A 17,826-nucleotide genomic window follows, 5' to 3' on the forward strand; every position below is an offset into this window, starting at 1 on the left:
CTAAACACCTCCTGCTGTTAAAGTTCTATTAATAATTTCCTGACAGATCGCATCACCCATTTGTGCTGTTGTCGCTTGTCCACCAATATCTGCCGTTTTCACGACCCCTTCTTGTAGCACTGCTGTAATGGCTTTAACAATGAGCTGTTCTAAATCTGGTCTGCCTTGATGGCCAAGCAATAAAGCAAGCGACCAAATTTGAGCGATTGGATTGGCAATGCCCTTACCTGCAATATCTGGTGCTGAGCCATGAACAGGCTCAAACATCGATGGAAAATCCTTTTCTGGATTTAGGTTGGCCGATGGAGACAGGCCAAGTCCTCCAACAATAGCAGAGCCTAAATCGGATAAAATATCGCCAAACAAATTGGACGCCACCACCACCTCAAAATTCTGTGGTCGTTCTACGAAATAGGCGACGAGTGCATCGATATAAATGGATTCAAGCTGTAGTGCTGGTGAGCTTTGCGCCACCGTTTTGCTAGTATGCTCGTCCCAGAATTTCATCGAATGAATAATGGCATTCGATTTTGTCGCACTTGTTATTTTGGTTTTACCGTGTTGCTTCGCATAATCACAGGCAGCATGGACAATCTTTTCAATCCCAATTCGTGTCATGATTGTATTTTGAATCGTCATTTCCTGCGGCTGCTGTTGGTACAGTCGGCCACCACTGTCCGAATATTCACCCTCTGCATTTTCACGGAAGATCACAAAGTCAATTTCTTTTCCGTTAGCCAAGGGCGACGCTATTCCAGGTAGCGATTTAATAGGACGGAAATTCACATATTGCTGAAAATGCTTTCGAATGGGCATAATTAATTCCCAAACGGTAACATCATCAGGCACACGAGCATCGCCAATAGCACCAAATAAAATCGCATCATATGTTTGAAGTGTTGCCAGTGCATCATTAGGCATCATACAGCCATGCTGCACGTAGTAATCGGAGCTCCAAGGAAAGATGGTTGTTTCAATTTGTAAGGAGCTATGTTGTTCTTGCAAACAATTTAAAACTTTTAACGCTTCCTGCATAACCTCTTTTCCTATGCCATCTCCTGGTATTACTGCTATTTTGATAGCCGTCATTGTGCATCACCCGCCAAAAATTTTAATGCTGCTAAACGGTAAATGGCTGTTGTTTCTGCCAATTCTTCAACATCCACATACTCATTGATTTGATGAGGGATTTCTCGATCTCCTGCACCAACCGTTACAATGGGAATACCATGCACATGAAGAAACGTACCATCTGTCGCACCTGGAACACCGTTATATTTTGGTTCCTTTTCTGTTACCTCTGCCACAGCCTCATAAATAGCCTGTACAACAGGGTCTTCCTTCGCTGTTGCAGTTGCAGGTCGGTTATCAAGAACCGTCAGTTCAACTTTGAAATCAGGATCATCTGCTTGTAATCGTTTAATAATCGCTTCAATCTTGCCGAGCAGTTCATCATGGTCCTGCGCAGGCACCGTACGAATATCGAGTGTTGTCATACAATGATCCGGAATAACATTGATTTGTGCATCGCCTTTTACAGGCGCACGTAAAATCGTAGGTGTAATAGATGGCCAATTCAGCATTGGATCACGCCCTAATCGTGCTTGCTCCTCTTTTTCCAGCTTTTCAAGCTCTACGATGAAGCGCGCCATACGCCAGTTAGGATTGATGCCACTCCATGAAATCGCACCATGCGCCATTTTTCCGAAAATATCTACCTGTAAACGAATAGCCCCACGTTGTGCAATACACACATTATTTTCCTGTGGTTCACAGATAATCGCACCATCCACACCATCAGCCCAACCATTTTTAATAAAATGTTTAATGCCTAGCATAAGCCCTTCTTCATCACAAGGAATACATAAAATAATCTTGCCCGTAAACGCCTCTTGATCTAGTAGCAATGACTGACAAGCCGTAATCATACAAGCAAGATTCCCTTTTGTATCATTCGTTCCCCTGCCATACATACGCCCATCTACAATTTCTGCTCCAAATGGATCATAGGCCCAAGCCTCTCGATTGCCCTCTGTCACCACATCCGTATGTCCTTCGAAAAGTAATGTTTTCCCAGGCTTGCCCGAATCAATAATGCCAATGACATTCGGTCGCCCTGGCACAACCTCCTCGATATGCGTCTCGATCCCGATATCTCGTAAATACGCCGCTACAAAAGTTGCCACCTCTTGCTCATTGCCCTTCGGATCGTTCTCACGGTAAACGCTTTCAATGCGCACGAGCTTCTGTGTTAGATCGATGACCGCCTCACGATCACGCACATACGATTTTGTTGTCTTTAAACTAGTTACTGTCATGCAAAGGACCTCCTATCTTTAAAGAATATTCTGAATTTATGTTATTTTAACATTGTCCTTTCTCTATGAAACTAGACAATATGTTAATGATTCAAAGAACGCCCTTAACTTTTTGTTTAGCAATAAATCACTAGAAAACAACATTTTTTTCTGTTTTACACGGTTTTTCGATCAATTCATCGAATGAAAGAGAGTATTGTTTTTAATTTTGAGTTGGTTAGAATATTGTTAGTTTGGAAGAGGGCAATACTTTTTTGAGCGGATTTCTTTAATTTGGAGAAAGAGTCTTTGGTTCTTTTGAGCAGGTCCTCACTTCTGAGGAGCGGCTTTCCAATTTTTTGGAGTAGGTCTTCATTCCTTTGGAGTGGTTCGCTCACTTCTTGGAGCGGACCCTCACTATTCGGAGCAGCCTCAACCACTTATGAGAGCAAATCCCAACCATGACAAAACAGAAAAAAACCAGCACATGCTGGTTTTTTCCTGATTATTGTTGACGGGATTCGGTCATTTGCTTCCAGACCGAGCCTTTTGCTTCCTCGCCCTGTTCGATACGGGCAATGGCCATTTTCACTTGTAGCTTCACTTCGAATTCTTTGTCGTCCTCAGCAGCCTTCAATGCTGGTAAGGATTGCTCCGTGCCGACCTCATATAAATACATCGCTGCCCGCCAGCGAACCAATTTGTTTTTGTCCTGTAAGGCTTGCTGCATGGCTTCTTCAAATTCTACAAAGCCAAGGTCACTCATACAGTCACCTGCTGTTCGACGCACTGCTGCACTTTTATCTTGTAGGGCTCTTTCTAAATAAGGTACAACTGCCACATCCTCAATCATGCCTAAGTACACGGTAGCTAGTCGACGGATAGACATTTGTTCATCCTGTAAGGCTAAATCTAATAGCGGTAGATCGTCTAGCTCAGGATCAGCCATTTGATCGAGCAGCTGGAAGCGTTTCTCCCATTCAGGTTGCTGGAACTGCTCTACCGTCACTTTGAGTTTGTCCGTTTTCACAGCCGCTTTTTCACCATCATTATTGATTGCTGCGACAATTTCCGCTAAACGGTCTGCAGAATAAGTGACATCGATCTCCTGCTTGACTGTTTCAGCGATTTCCTCCAGCTCACCGTAGCGAACTCCATAATCAATCCACTTACGTTGGAAAATATAGTTTTCATCTACTGCTGACTCAATAATTTGATTAAAAGCATCGACAAAACGGTCTCCACAGCTAATACGATATTCGCGTTGGTTATCAAAAACTTTTACTTGTAAAGGCACCTGCTTGTAAAACTGTACATGCACATAAACCTCTCCATAAAATTCATTGGCCACAACCGTTTCTTCTTGTGTTTGGACATCTTCCCCTAACACTTGACGAATACCTGCTAAAATACCTTCCCATGCATATTTGGCATTGCGCTCAACCGCAAAGAAATCGGCTACGTGGTAAACGCCCTTTACTCCTTCAATCGCTAAAATAGCAGCCGCCTCGCCAGTTGCTTCGTCTTTATTATCCTTTGTAAAATTATAGCTTTTCCCAAACGGTAGCTCTGTATCAACAACAATCTTCATAGAATTGGGACTTGGCGTCGGTTCAATGGTAATAATCTTCATGTCTATCGCTCCTTATCCGTTAACTATTTCATCTAAGTACGACCATCTTTCAATTAGATGCTCATACTGTGCATTTAGCTCATCCAACTTAGCAGTTAATTCCTGTAGCTTGCTAAAATCTGAGCCTGCATTTGCGATTCCTTCTTCGGTCTCCATAATAGCAGTTTCTGTTTTCTCTATCTCGTCTGCAATCGTTTCCCATTCTTTTTGCTCTTTAAATGAAAGCTTTTTCTTGTCTGATTTTGGCTTTTCGGATTTGGCCTTTTCCACTTTTGGCGTTTCTACTTTGACAGTAGCTGCCTGCTCACGTTTCTCCAGATACTCACTGTATAGATCCAGCGTTTCCTCTACTTGTCCCTGACCATCTAGTATCCATAGCTTTTTCGCAATACGGTCGAGGAAGAAACGATCATGGGAAATCGTGATAACCACGCCTGGGAAATGCTCGATGAAATCCTCTAGCACACCCAATGTTTCAATATCCAGATCATTCGTGGGCTCATCAAGTAATAACACGTTTGGTTGCTCCATCAATAAACGTAATAAATGAAGGCGCTTGCGCTCACCGCCCGATAATTTTCCAATTGGTGTACCATGAGCATGCAGCGGGAATAAAAAGCGCTCCAGCATTTGAGCAGCTGAGTAACGGACACCCTCTGCATCTGTAATATCATTTGAAGCCTCACGTATATATTCAATCATGCGCTCATTTTCATTCATTTTCGGCAATGTTTGCTTGAAATGTGCCAGCTTGACTGTTGACCCAACAAGAATTTCACCTTGATCGGGTGTCAGCTCTCCTGCTAGCATGTTCAATAAAGTTGATTTTCCTACACCGTTTGCGCCGATAATGCCAATTCGATCACCCTGCTGTAGTAAAAATGAGAAGTTTTCAAGGATTTTTTGCTGTCCAAAGGCTTTCGAAATATTCTCAGCCTCCAGCACTTTACGACCAAGACGTGTTGTCGCAAGTCCCATATCCAAGGAAACATCTTCTGATTTACGTTCTAGGTTTTCTTCTAGCTTTTCAAAGCGTTGAATACGAGCCTTTTGCTTGGTTGAACGCGCCTTCGCACCACGACGAATCCATTTTAATTCTGAACGGTAACGATTGCGATCCTTCTGTGCGGAAGCAGCTTGCATCTCCTCACGAATAGCTCGCGCCTCTAAATAATCACCGTAATTCCCTGTATGACGATACAAGGTTTGATTCGCTAACTCGTAAATATGTGTTGATAATTCATCTAAGAAATAACGATCGTGGGTGATGAAAATCACTGCACCCTTTAATCGTAAGACCATCTCTTGAAGCCATTCGGTAGACTGTACATCTAAATGGTTGGTGGGCTCATCCAATAAGTAAAGATCAGCTGGTTCAATTAACACCTTCGCTAATGCAACACGTTTTTGCTGGCCGCCTGATAGCGTTAGTACCTCTTTTTCAAAAGTTTCAATCCCTAGCTTTGTTAAAGCTGTCTTCGCAAGGGCATTGACATCCCATGCCTGCTCTTCATCCATGCGCTGTTGCAGACTAAATAACGTCTTTTGTAAACTTTCGGATGTTGGGTTACTTGCTAGTGCAGCAACCGTTTCCTCATATTGACGATTCAGCTGTAAAATGGGCGAATCGCCTGCAAAGACAGCTTGTAAAACCGTTTCGCCCGACTTAAATGTAGGCTCCTGAGGTAAATAAGCAACACGGTATTTATTCGGGCGATCTACTGTCATCGAATCCGCTTCCATGTCCCCAGCTAAAATGGATAACAGGGTTGATTTTCCCGTTCCATTTATACCGATTAAGCCTGCCCGCTCTCCCTCATAAATGGTAAATTCAATATTTTGAAAAAGCGTTTTATCGCCCACTGTTTTGGTTAAATTTTGTACAATTAAATGACTCATTCCACTATTCCATCTCTTTCATGTTAGGTATTGTTCATGCCCACACGATTTTTATGTAGACGATTATTGATATCCACTATTCATCATAACATCAAACAGCAGGTAAACAAAGAACAACAAACTATCAACGAACTGGTGGCATGTCCTGTAAATAGGATTCCATAAGCTGACAAAGTTTGATGATTCCTTGTGTTAAGTCGTGCGGTTCAGGAAAAGAATAACTAATTCTCAAATGGTGATATTGTGGCTCTCCTGGATAACAAGCTGAGCTTGGTAAAAAGGTCATTTGGGCTTGTTGAGCCTTCCATAACAGCTCGTCCGTATTGCCATTACTAGGTAAAGACACCCAAATATTAAGCCCTCCCTTTGGTTCGATCCACGTAACGCCCTTTGGTGCATGCTTATTCAACAATGCAATCGTCTGATCTCTTCTTATCTCAAGCGCAATGCGCAGTTTTTCTAAATGGGCATGCATTCGGTCTGAACGTAAAAATGGAATCAGTGCCTTTTGCCTGTAAACGATGATATCTTAGCAAGTATCTCCGAACCAACAACAAAGGCATTGGTTGGAATGCTTATGGCAGAGAATAAAAAGCTCAAAAGAGAAAACTCTCTGCTTAAAGAACAAACAACCTTTACGATTGATATGCGTCCTATAAACGATCTAAGCAAAAATAAGGATGTCGTTATAGTCGAGCCTTCTTATAATCTGGCAGATACCGAAATAGATGCACTGAGAAATGCCATATATGTAACTGCCATACAAAAAATTCTTAATGAGATATAAATGTAGCTTTAAAATAAAGTTTGTACAAAAACACCTCGTTAATCCTTAAATTAAGATTAATAAGAAGCAACCATTTTGAAAAAAGATTAATCAAAATGGTTGCTTCTTTAGCATTTTTTAGTTTGCTTATTATAAAAAAATTTGATCATTTTCTACAGCGTTACTTCATAAACGCGCCCGATTGTTGAATAGTATTATTGATAAATATGTCATTCATAACTTAGAAATGATTAAAATGATTTTTCAAAACAAACACATTGGTGAATACGTTTATTATTTGTAAATTGGTCAATATCTTTCCCAACGTAATGAGTAAAAGCATTAACTAAGTATAGATTGGGCATTTTGCTTTGAATTCGATGATTCATTTCATTTTCTTCAAAATAAACGTGATAATAGGAATCAACGATATTAAAATTCATTTTTTCATACCATTTCTGAACCCATAAATCATCTCTTGTCCAAGCCTCAAAACGATTTAAATTCACTCTTCTAGCTTTATTTTCAGCAGCATAGAGTAATTGTTGTCCTATTCCACGCCGGGAGAAATCCGGATGAACAGCGATATGCCAAATCATCCCTCCTAACCCTTCTCCCCTGGAGCAAACTGTTCGTTCTTCTATTTCATATTCTACATCAATAAGCCCAACGATTTGACCGTCCAACTCTGCGACTAGCTCGATTGCTGGATTTTCATAACATTCTTTCTTATTTAGTACATTATCAAAATAGGCAGTCTGTAGAAACGCAAGTGTTCGGCATCTTACCCAACCAGTCTCGTCATTAACCCTATAGTCTCTAATAATCACTTTTTTCCCTCCGGATTTTAGGGACCACGCAGTTTATAGGGGATTTATACGCTCTTCCCTTAAAATAGATTCACCCCGTTAAATATGTTCGCGATTTTCATAATATACCGCCTCCTTCTAATTATAATTATTTAAATTTTATCAGATTTTTCCAAAATATACACTGATAAATGACAGATTCCATACACTATAATATCCCCCAAAAAAAAGAAAAAGCACAATTCTTGCTACAGAAATGCGCCCGATTGTCGAATAACTTAACTGTAAATTAAACATTTTAAGTAAGTTCTAAAAGCACAGTCTCTATTTCTTTATTGAATGTAGATTCTTTCCAAAGTGTAACGGCCTCTTTCTCTTGATACTTTTCAATTAAGATTTGAATCACATTGTATCCAATAAAATACCCTAAACGTGTGAAACCAAAGTAGGAACCTCCATTAATTGAAAACCATTCATGGATAACTTCAGGTTGTGTACGTTTATTTATATCTTCCAAAAAAGTAATGATAATATCATTTTTGTTATCTTCTGCAAATTTTAACCATTCTTCTCCATTATCTTCATATAAAAAATAGACCGATTTGTCAGCATCAGCAACTTGTTCTGAAAAATACGTTGCACATCCTTCCTGAAACAACGTTGTAAAGGGATGAAACCACTGAACTTTAGACCAATCCACCCCCTCCTGATCTGATAAAATATTATGAAGAGTATGACCAAATTCATGAGCAATAATTACTTTTAAATGTTTATCATCAGAAGAGAGCTTTTCTAAACAAAATGTCACTTCAGGAATAATTTGACGATGTGTAAATGCATTTGACCCATATGCTCCAACAATAATATGTACATCTTTAGTGAACTCGACATTATATTTTTGTCTGTAAGTTAACACCACTTCTTGAATTAGGCTTTCGATTTTTCCACTCGATTCCTTTATCTCACTCATTTTGGAAGGGTATCTTTGAATTGCGTTTTTAATCTTCTCATCTGGATTTTTACAATGATACAGAAAGTATTCCTTGAAGTGTTGTGAGAACTTTTCATGGTAGTGTTTTAAGAACCGCTCCGAGGGCATGTAGTTTAATAAAAAATATGGAACTGTATTATAAATTTTCATAATTACCGTCCTCCATTTCATAACAATCCTCTTCGTTAATTTGAACTATACTTTTATATTTCTCCTAATAATTATTAGTTCCTGCTTATTCCACAATCTGGCCCGATTGTGGAATAAGAAAACTGCATTCCATACAGTTTTTTTATCAAACTTTATTATAAATGATCGAACTTAATTATAAATCATCAATCTTTATTTAAAAAACCACAATAAAAAATACATCCATTATCTCAATAAAGATTTAATGGATGTATTTTTATATACGAAAAGTTTGATTATAAAGTTTGATTATATATAATCAAACTTAAATCCTCTAAACATAAGGTCTGGTTTTGTTTTGTTATACTATTTACCCTATATTATTTTAAAAAAGGCGGTTTTTGTATTATGTGCTACTGACCGATTTCTTGCTGGAGTTGCTTTAAAAAACTTTCCATAAATTGATGTCGTTCAAGTGCCATTTGCTTGCCCTTTTCCGTTACCATTAAATCTTTTAGCAATAATAATTTCTCATAAAAATGAGTAACAGACGAGGTATTTTTCTGACGATATTCTGTCTCTGACATAGTTGTTCGTGCTTCTTCTTCCTTATCATAAAGCTTGCGACCTTTTGCTCCACCATAAGCAAATGTTCTAGCAATGCCAATAGCTCCGATCGCATCTAAACGATCTGCATCTCGAACGATTTTTGCTTCTAATGATGTTGCTTCTAGCTCATTCCCACCATTAAAGGACACTTGGGCAATACAATCACGAATATGTTGCTTTTTTTCCTCGCTAACAGGTAATTCCGCAATAAGCTGTTCTTCCTTTTCCTTGCTATCGGTATACTTTTTGTCACTGACATCATGTAAAAGCACCGCTATTTTCACAACTTCTTCATCTGCTGTTGGCTCGCTATGTAGGATAGCTACTGCATTTTGATAGACACGTTCAATATGTTGAAAATCATGACTAGCATCAAATTGCTCATATATTTCACGTACTTTATTCATTAAATGATCCATAGTCTACACTCATTCCTTTCCTACAAAATTATACTGTATTTTATTACATAAGAGGTAATCTAGAAAAATTAAAAATCAAATCTATTTCAATTGACTAATTTTTCAGAATATTGCATGATGAACGTACAGAACAGCTATTTGTTCTGTACCTCATATTTTTCAGCACTGTACAACAGCTGTGTGTTTAACTGATTTAACATTAACTTCAGCGGGCTTACAATTGAATAACTGTTTAAAAGATGACGTGCGTATTGAAAACCAATCATCTAAACAAATAAAAGTGAACACTTTCCCTTAGAAATTCTTTGTTTAACCCGCATAGCCAAATGTACATGCCGAAAATGTGAACAACAGGTTAGTTTGTTGCATGACCAAAAGGATTTCGCCAGTTGTAGCAGAAGTGCATTGTTTTTTCATTACTGGTTGTTACCTTCTTCTAGTCAATTCCTTGATTATGTATGAACGTAGCTCCTCCCTTTAATGAAAATCGTACACAATAATTGCTTACAGCTTGTGAATATCACGTTTTATGAGTTGTGCAAATCAAGAAGAAAATTCATTTAAGCCATCAATGTATGAAGTGAAAAAGGAAGTAGGAACGATTGTGATAAAATGTATTACCCTCCCGCTGAAGGACAAATAAAAGCTGCCCATCTTACATTCAAGTAGATGATGGCAGCTTTTACTGTTTTGTTTTCTTTCTTTATAGAACGCCTTTGATCACTTCATCAATTTCCTGCAACAGTGCTTCGTTTTGCATTGTTGAACTTAATTTTAAGTTAGATTGGTCTACATGAATCACTGCGACATGCATTCCTTCTTGGATACTTGCACTTGGAACAGGAAGCATTTTCTCCGTATCGAACGTCATGATGAGATCTGGGAATTTGGATTGTACCTGTCCTTCCTTCGATAATGTCATATATTCATTCCAGAACGTCAGATGGTAATCACCCACTGATAACTTCCCGACATCGAAGCCATTTTCCTTTGTTAACGAATAATTTGTGACTTCACCTGATATAATGTGCACCCCATTCAAATACTGCAACACATGGGCTAGCTTTTCTTCAAAGGTTTGCCCTTTTAAGAAGCGATAGCCAAGCTCTATGGCCATTGTGATTGCATTTGGCGCTCCATGTTTTTGTAAATAGTCAATCGTCACAGGATTTCGAGTTACCCCTACTAGCCCACCTGCTAAAATAGATGCTTGACGTGCCGTTTTTGCGGTGCTGTGTAAATTCCCTTCCACAAAGCCTTGGACGGCGAAGTCATCTTTTCCTCCTGCATAAAATTGTACGGATTGATAGTCTCGTTTTTCATGGAGATTTAAAGAGCCCATGATTCCCGTTGGATGTGCTCGTCCATTACAAGGAGCATCCACAACCGGTACATTTAATAAGATGGACTGCAGCCAGCCATTGATCGTCGTGATGGCACCATTTTCATTGGTAATGATGCCCTTTAGACGTTGATTGGTATGGTTGTTCATATGGCGATAGCTCCAACAAAGCTGTTCATTCGAAATGTATTGATCGGCTGCTGATGGCGCACCTACCATTGCCACACAGGCAACTAAATCTTCTTGATCTAATTCGGTAATATCCACGATTTGAGGTTCGCCTGCTGCAAAGATTTCCTCTACCAGCTTGAGTCCCTCCTCTAGGAGACCACCGCCTCCACCGCCAAGGATTGCTCCTCCATAAACGGCAGCAATCCCATCCTCATAGGACAATACTTTTGTCATCCTCTATTACCCCTTTCTATTTCCCTATTTTTAGAATCGAAGAGAAGAAGCTATACAACGCATCCCCAGCAATGACACCTGCTGCAAAGACCGTCATTTCAGATTCTCTCTTACCTTTCGTCATATATGTGAAAATAACACGAAGTAAGATACCAGCTAATACAGCCCAACCAGCAATTGGATTGACAAGTAATAGACCTGTTGCAAATAAAATACCCATTTGACGTTTTGAACCACCGATTAGCTGAATTAATGCACCTGGAATCGCCCAAATCATTAATTGTTTCGCTACATCGCCTGTAACGCCTGATTGAATTGTTGCTGCATACACATGGTTAACAGGTGCTACTAAACCTTGTGCAAAATAAGATTTATAAGAAAGTAGTACAACTATTGCTGAAATGGAGAAGGCTAACATCCCAGCAATCATTTGCTGTTTACGTCCTTCTTTTTCTAAAGCAGGATCACTACCATTACCACGTAAAATGAAACCAGTTTTTAAGTCATAGCCCATATCCGCAAATGCTACCCCTGTAGCGGCACTATACCCTGCTAATAACGCAAGTGCTGGAGCTGGGAAACCAATTAAAATACCAACAATTAGTGTAATAAATGCCACTGCAAATGCTGGGAACCAACCCGCATGCATCGCCGCGATCCCTACAATTAGCTCATGGACAAATGCGGCAATCGTTGCAAAGATGATGAATCCTATTAACATACCGAAAGACATATGCGTAATAATACCACCTAAAATGGCGATTAATAACGCAATGGCTAGATAGGCAATAAATCCTACACCGAAGCCTTGACGAATTTCTTTTGGATCTTTCGAATAGCTTAACTCTTCTGACTTTTTCGCAGAGCGTTTATTCAATAATGTAAACGCTACTTGGAAAAGAGCCACAATGCCGGCACCAATCATAATACCATGTGGAATATAGTAAGCATTTAAGTCAACATTAAATAATTGAACAGAATAGCCTCTTAGTAAAAGACCTATCCCAAACATTGTCAGCGCCCAAATGTTACCGATGAACGCTACCCCAAAAGCTGACATTGGAATTTTCAACACAGATCCCACGATACCAATTAACACACCACCAATTAATACCTTTGCATTCTTACCGCCTTTATCGCCTGCTTTAATGGCTTCAGCTGTTGCAACCCCTGGTGGCCAAGTACCCGCTGCTGGGAAAATCTTTGTATCAAAAAATTTATATAATAATAAAGCATCAACAAACATCGCTAAAATAACACCGATAAACAATGGTAATACTAAATTTTCATAGCCTAATACATATGGAATACCAATTGGCAACATTAAACTACTTGCTGCACTAAATGTAGCAGAAGAAATCGCCGTTTGAATAATATTTTGTCTGTGTACAGATTTAAAGGCAATTAGCTTGCCAATCGGTATTCTTCCAAGAATCATCGCAAATATTGCCCCTACGATTGATGTATTGGCAGAAATCCCTAAAGTCGTAATTAGCTGTATCCCAATAATTGCCCCCACAACAGATGTTAAGACGATCATTAGTAGAGTTACAGGCTCTAAAGCCCTTGGATGTAATACTTTATTATTCATAGTGTCAGCTCCCCTATTGTTGTTATAATTTTGAAATGTGTGATTGTATTTGCTGAGCTACTTTCACTAACTGTTCAAGCATATTTTTCTCCCTTTGATCATCTAAATCATATACTAACCCAGAAATTGTAAGAGACGCAGTGATTTCCTTTTTATAGTTAAATAATGGTACACTGATGCCAAATGCATGTTCATTATACTCCCCGACGGTAACACACCAATTGTTTTGGCGAATTTGTTGCAGCTCTTCCTTTAATGATGCGAGGAAAGAAATTTGCTCTTCCTTCGATTGTTCCTCATGAAAGAAGGCGATTAATTCCAACTGCCTGTCCTCATCTAAATAAGCAAACATTACCTTACAGGAAGCACCGATGTAAAGGGGTGTCTTTGTTCCTAAAGACACCGCATACTTTACATTTTTATTGCTTTCGGCTATTTTCGTTGTGACACCATATTCATTGTCCATATAAGTAAGAAATACTGATTCATTGATTTCACTGGCAAGATTTTGCATCAATTCATAAATGGTCGAGTGAGGGTCTTTGGAATTCGATAACACATCATAAAAAAGATACATTTTATAACCTAATTTATATTTTTTCGTGTGTTCATCCTGTATTAAGTAACCCGCTTCTGTAAATGTATTAATGGTTCTTTGCACGACACTTGTCGGCAGTTTCATCATGCGTGAAATTTCACGAACACCTAATGCATTTTCTTTCGTTGCAAAGCATTCTAGTATATCCAATGAGTTTTTTAATGTCTTGACAGTCATCTATTTCTCCCTTTAAGCGTTTTGATAACCGTATCGCTCTTTCGCTACATCTACAGAAATATATTCATTTAATAGATCACGTTCAATGGCCTCTGTGCTTCGTTCATGTGGATGACCATACCCACCGCCAGTTGCTGTAACAAGCTCAATACGATCGCCTTTTTGCAATTCATAATTGGCAAGTACGCCAACAGGTCCAATTTTCGTTCCATCCTTTTTATGAATGATTAAATAGTTGTGAGAGCCTTCTCCACCACCATTTAAACCGAATGGCGCGAATTGATGTCTACCTAAGTTCACAGAAACCTTTTGACCATCATGATTGACTGTATAAACGCGACGAACACCTAAGCCACCTCTAAATTGACCAGCACCAGCACCGTCACAATTTAAGCTATATTCATCAATTTGAATACCATATTTTGTTTCTGCAATTTCAACTGGAAGATTATAAGTTTCACCATCTCCCATACAGTATTGCCCGCTTTGCCCATCCTCATCATTCGCTGCTCCCCAGCCACCAACAGATGGCTCAACAATTAGGAATGACTCATCATTTTCAGGATTTTTCCCAGTGAGAATAAACGTACAAACAGATTGTAGATGCCCTGCTGATAAGCGTTCTGGTAAATGTGGGGCAAGAGCTTTCCAAATGAGATCTGCTGCTCCAATACGTGCCTCAAAGTTCATAGACACAGGATGTGGACGTTTGGCTGAAACAATGGAATTGTCATCTGTGATAATCGTTAAGCGTTTAAAGACACCTTCGTTAATTACGTCAATATCGCCCAGTAATGCTAGGAACATAACGCGCACACTTGCCATTAAACCAAATTGAGAACAGTTCATTGGCACATTGACCGCAGGATGTGAGCCTCTGAAGTCACAAATAAACTCCTCATCACTGATTGTGACTTTCACTTTAATTGGATAAGGTCCACCTTTTAAAGGGTCGCCTTCAATAAAGTCCTCCGCATAAAATTCACCTTTAGGTAGGTGTTGAAGCTCATGCTCTACAATTTTCTCACCCTTGTCCAATAATTTTTGAATGGACAATTTCACCGATTCCGCACCAAACTTCTGACAAAGCTCTGCGATTCGTTTTTCTCCTGTTTTTAAGGCGGCTACTTGTGCAAACATATCACCAATTGAAAGCTCTGGTAAACGAACATTCGTAGAAATGATTTCATAGACTGCATCGTTCAACTCACCTTTATGATAAAGTTTGACACCTGGTAGCTGTAAACCTTCCTGATAGATTTCATTAGAATTACTTGTAAACGAACCAGGGTCCATACCCCCTACCTCTGTCCAGTGTGCTTTATTGGCAGAGTACGCAATAATTTCACCGTTGTAGAAAATAGGGAGAACTAAGCCGACATCCGATAAATGCGAGCCGCCTCCAACATAAGGGTCATTAATAATAATGACATCACCTTCGTGTAGTTTTTTCCCATTATCAAACTTTTCAATAACACGCTGTACCATTGGACTTAGCATCCCAATAAAGCTCGTTACACCGTTCCCTTGACTAATTAAATTACCCTTGGCATCTGTTAAACCACAAGCGTAGTCTAATACTTCATAGATAACTGGGCTCATAGAAGAACGTGCTAGGGCAACAAACATCTCATCTCCTATAGCTAGCAATGAATCTTGAATAATTTCTACTGCAAAAACATCTTTTTTCATGTTTTATTTCCCCTCCATCTCTACAATCAAGTTGCCATATTTATCAATTTCAATCGATTGCTTGTCATTGATTACGACCGTAGATGTTGGATTTTCCACAATAGCAGGACCCGTAATGACATAGCCAGGTACTAATTTTTGTTGGTCATAGACATTGACCTCTACCCAACCTGTTCCCTTCACATATAAATTGCGTTGTGCCTTAATACATGTGGAATTATCGATATGAGAGAAGTCTAGCTCTTTAAATTGAACCGCCTCATCTTTACCGTAGATTGTAAGATGTAAGTTGACTAACTCGATTGGCGTAGCTGGTAACTCAAAAGAAAACTCTTGTTTATGTTTGACGTGGAAGGCTTCTGCCAATTCAAGGAGCCCCACTTCATCAAGCGTAGTCGTCGATGCATTTAATTTAACGGCATGCTCTTGACCCTTGTAGCGTAAATCATAATTAATTTCAAAATAATAATGATCCTTTGATAATGGTGCATCTGCATAGGCATTGGCAATCACTTGATCAATATTTTCTTGAATAGCCGCAAGATGGTCTTTGTCAAAGTTCATTAAACTTGTTTGAATATAATCTTGTCGGTATTCAGTCATCATCATTCCTAATGCTGAAAAGACGGATGAGCCATAAGGAATAATGACTTTTTTCATGCCAAGTTCTTCTGCTAAATTAATCGCATGTAGTGGACCACCACCACCAAATGCCACCATTGTAAAGTCTTCAGGGTCATAGCCTTTACGAATAGAGATCAGCTTCAGTGCATTTAACATATTGGAGTTTGCAATATCTAAAATACCTTGTGCTGCTTCTTCTGCTGACACATTAAATGGTTTCGCAATTGCTTCTACAAGAGCCTCCTCCACTTTGTCAATGGATACCGGGTTATCAAAGTTTTCTAAAGATAATCTTCCTAAAAAAACATTGGCATCTGTAATTGTTGGCTGTGTATTCCCTAAGCCATATGCTACAGGACCTGGATTTGCCCCCGCAGAATCTGGTCCAACCTTTAATGAGCCAAACTGATCTACACGTGCGATGGAGCCACCACCATTCCCGATTTCCACAATGTCCACTACAGGGGTTTTAATCGGATAACCTGCAAATTTTTCATTTCTTTCAATATAGTAATCTGTTGTGACATTGACTTTGCCATCTGTAATCAGCGAGCATTTTGCCGTTGTCCCACCAACATCAAAAGCGATAATATTGGATTCATTGAGAAGTTGACCTAATTTTGCAGCTCCAAACATACCTGCTACTGGACCCGATTCTACAAGATTAATCGGTAGCTCCATTGCTTTATCAAAGCTTGTAGTCCCGCCATTCGATTGCATAATTTTTAAATGGTCTGTAATGCCAATTGTGCTTAGTTTCTCTTTTAAGCTTTTTAAGTAGGCATGTGCAATTGGCTTTACATAAGAATTAAGGACTGTTGTGTTTGTTCTTTCATACTCACGGTATTCTTTAATCGTTTCACTTGAAAGTGTGATATACACTTCAGGCCAAATTTTTAAAATAGCTTCTTTTAACTGTTGTTCATGAATTGGATTTTTATAGCCATGAATTAAGGAAATAGCAATCGCCTCAACCCCCAATTCCTTAAATTTATGAACGATCTCGTCAACTTCCTCGGTATTAAGCGCTTTCATAATATTTCCTTTAAAATCGATTCGCTCATCGATTTCTTGTCGTAAGTAACGCTCTACAAATGGTTCTGGTTTTTTATATTTGAAGTTATATAAGTCTGGTCGATTACCGCGTGCAATTTCTATAACATCACGGAAGCCCTTTGTTGTAATTAACCCAACTACGCCCCCTTTTCTTTCCGTTAATGTATTGATGATAACCGTCGATCCATGAATAAAAGATTCAATTAGAGAATCCTCCGTTACATGTCGTCCTAATACATTTAATATGCCATCCTCAAAGTGACCAGGTGTCGTATGTCCCTTATCAAAATGAAGATTTCCTTTTTCATCTGTGAAAACTAGGTCAGTAAAAGTACCGCCAATATCTGTTGCGATTTTCAAGACTTCATCCCTCCGTGTTCCTATTATCGGTACAGCGTTCCGAATTAGAATTAAATAAATTATATTTAAAAGAAAAAGAAAATTCAATGTATTTTTTAAATAAAAATTCATTTGACAATTGTCCTTCGTTGTAAAAATCCGCTCTATCTTTCCAATATCAGAGAACTATTGATAAAAAATACCAAACACATTTATATAAGGAAGGTTCTCATGATTTTTTTGCAACACAAAAAAGATCCTAGTTTTCACTAGAATCTTAAAATCGCTTTGAAAAAATTAATTTTTGTGAATTTTTACTCAAGGAATGGATGAGGAAATCATCCGAAATTTTACTTTTATACCATGTTTGCATTGTAGATAGACGATGAATTAGGTCACCTCCTACGAGCCATGTTTACCCATTATCAGTAAAAAAAGCTGCCCAATTAA

General features: G+C 38.9%; 14 protein-coding genes. 1 reads left to right on the top strand and 13 read right to left on the bottom strand.

Annotated features, from left to right (window positions below; translation table 11 throughout):
- From V1L66_RS14700 to V1L66_RS14720, 5 genes are all read right to left on the bottom strand, one after another.
- Positions 1-1,089 carry a tartrate dehydrogenase gene (locus V1L66_RS14700; protein ID WP_036076337.1) on the bottom strand — a complete coding sequence of 363 codons (1,089 nt, stop codon included), beginning with the start codon at positions 1,087-1,089 and terminating at the stop codon, positions 1-3.
- Positions 1,086-2,318: a M20 family metallopeptidase gene (locus tag V1L66_RS14705; RefSeq protein ID WP_333005776.1), complete on the bottom strand. Its 1,233-nt coding sequence runs from the start codon at positions 2,316-2,318 to the stop codon at positions 1,086-1,088. Before V1L66_RS14705 ends, V1L66_RS14700 begins: the two co-directional genes overlap by 4 nt.
- A 484-nt stretch (positions 2,319-2,802) precedes the next feature.
- Entirely contained in the window at positions 2,803-3,930 is a 1,128-nt protein-coding gene (locus V1L66_RS14710) for a virulence factor (protein ID WP_016994356.1), read from the bottom strand.
- Between the two features lie 12 nt (positions 3,931-3,942).
- Positions 3,943-5,829: an ABC-F family ATP-binding cassette domain-containing protein gene (locus V1L66_RS14715; protein ID WP_333005777.1), complete on the bottom strand. Its 1,887-nt coding sequence runs from the start codon at positions 5,827-5,829 to the stop codon at positions 3,943-3,945.
- Between the two features lie 124 nt (positions 5,830-5,953).
- Positions 5,954-6,304 (bottom strand): hypothetical protein, encoded by a 351-nt coding sequence (locus tag V1L66_RS14720; protein WP_016994354.1) that lies wholly within the window; start codon positions 6,302-6,304, stop codon positions 5,954-5,956.
- A gap of 33 nt (positions 6,305-6,337) precedes the next feature.
- Here V1L66_RS14720 and gmtX point away from each other — a divergent pair, with 33 nt between their 5' ends.
- Positions 6,338-6,616 (top strand): gamma-mobile-trio protein GmtX, encoded by a 279-nt coding sequence (gene gmtX / locus V1L66_RS14725; RefSeq protein WP_333005778.1) that lies wholly within the window; start codon positions 6,338-6,340, stop codon positions 6,614-6,616.
- Between the two features lie 230 nt (positions 6,617-6,846).
- Here gmtX and V1L66_RS14730 read toward each other — a convergent pair whose 3' ends face one another.
- The 8 genes from V1L66_RS14730 to V1L66_RS14765 form a co-directional block, all read right to left on the bottom strand.
- Entirely contained in the window at positions 6,847-7,425 is a 579-nt protein-coding gene (locus V1L66_RS14730) for a GNAT family N-acetyltransferase (protein WP_333005779.1), read from the bottom strand.
- A 277-nt stretch (positions 7,426-7,702) separates the two neighbouring features.
- Positions 7,703-8,545: a DUF5700 domain-containing putative Zn-dependent protease gene (locus tag V1L66_RS14735; protein ID WP_036076332.1), complete on the bottom strand. Its 843-nt coding sequence runs from the start codon at positions 8,543-8,545 to the stop codon at positions 7,703-7,705.
- Between the two features lie 392 nt (positions 8,546-8,937).
- Positions 8,938-9,552 (bottom strand): HD domain-containing protein, encoded by a 615-nt coding sequence (locus V1L66_RS14740; protein WP_333005780.1) that lies wholly within the window; start codon positions 9,550-9,552, stop codon positions 8,938-8,940.
- A 703-nt stretch (positions 9,553-10,255) separates the two neighbouring features.
- On the bottom strand, positions 10,256-11,299 hold the full coding sequence (locus V1L66_RS14745) for a DUF917 family protein (RefSeq protein ID WP_333005781.1): 1,044 nt from the start codon (positions 11,297-11,299) through the stop codon (positions 10,256-10,258).
- A 16-nt stretch (positions 11,300-11,315) separates the two neighbouring features.
- A complete protein-coding gene (locus tag V1L66_RS14750; RefSeq protein WP_016994349.1) occupies positions 11,316-12,890 on the bottom strand; it encodes an OPT/YSL family transporter in 1,575 nt (524 codons plus the stop codon).
- 22 nt (positions 12,891-12,912) lie between these two features.
- Positions 12,913-13,665: an IclR family transcriptional regulator gene (locus tag V1L66_RS14755; protein WP_036076329.1), complete on the bottom strand. Its 753-nt coding sequence runs from the start codon at positions 13,663-13,665 to the stop codon at positions 12,913-12,915.
- A gap of 12 nt (positions 13,666-13,677) precedes the next feature.
- Entirely contained in the window at positions 13,678-15,357 is a 1,680-nt protein-coding gene (locus V1L66_RS14760) for a hydantoinase B/oxoprolinase family protein (RefSeq protein WP_016994348.1), read from the bottom strand.
- Between the two features lie 3 nt (positions 15,358-15,360).
- Positions 15,361-17,397, bottom strand: coding sequence for a hydantoinase/oxoprolinase family protein (locus V1L66_RS14765; RefSeq protein WP_333005782.1), 2,037 nt, complete (start codon positions 17,395-17,397; stop codon positions 15,361-15,363).
- Positions 17,398-17,826: the final 429 nt, after the last annotated feature.

This window comes from Lysinibacillus sp. IITD104 (genome assembly GCF_036698265.2).
Taxonomy (GTDB): domain Bacteria; phylum Bacillota; class Bacilli; order Bacillales_A; family Planococcaceae; genus Lysinibacillus; species Lysinibacillus boronitolerans.

Coding starts and splice junctions, on each gene's coding strand:
- V1L66_RS14745 (WP_333005781.1), bottom strand. CDS start 11,299: ATGACAAAAGTATTGTCCTATGAGGATGGGATTGCTGCCGTTTATGGA.
- V1L66_RS14750 (WP_016994349.1), bottom strand. CDS start 12,890: ATGAATAATAAAGTATTACATCCAAGGGCTTTAGAGCCTGTAACTCTA.
- V1L66_RS14710 (WP_016994356.1), bottom strand. CDS start 3,930: ATGAAGATTATTACCATTGAACCGACGCCAAGTCCCAATTCTATGAAG.
- V1L66_RS14735 (WP_036076332.1), bottom strand. CDS start 8,545: ATGAAAATTTATAATACAGTTCCATATTTTTTATTAAACTACATGCCC.
- V1L66_RS14700 (WP_036076337.1), bottom strand. CDS start 1,089: ATGACGGCTATCAAAATAGCAGTAATACCAGGAGATGGCATAGGAAAA.
- V1L66_RS14715 (WP_333005777.1), bottom strand. CDS start 5,829: ATGAGTCATTTAATTGTACAAAATTTAACCAAAACAGTGGGCGATAAA.
- V1L66_RS14740 (WP_333005780.1), bottom strand. CDS start 9,552: ATGGATCATTTAATGAATAAAGTACGTGAAATATATGAGCAATTTGAT.
- V1L66_RS14760 (WP_016994348.1), bottom strand. CDS start 15,357: ATGAAAAAAGATGTTTTTGCAGTAGAAATTATTCAAGATTCATTGCTA.
- V1L66_RS14755 (WP_036076329.1), bottom strand. CDS start 13,665: ATGACTGTCAAGACATTAAAAAACTCATTGGATATACTAGAATGCTTT.
- V1L66_RS14720 (WP_016994354.1), bottom strand. CDS start 6,304: ATGCATGCCCATTTAGAAAAACTGCGCATTGCGCTTGAGATAAGAAGA.
- V1L66_RS14705 (WP_333005776.1), bottom strand. CDS start 2,318: ATGACAGTAACTAGTTTAAAGACAACAAAATCGTATGTGCGTGATCGT.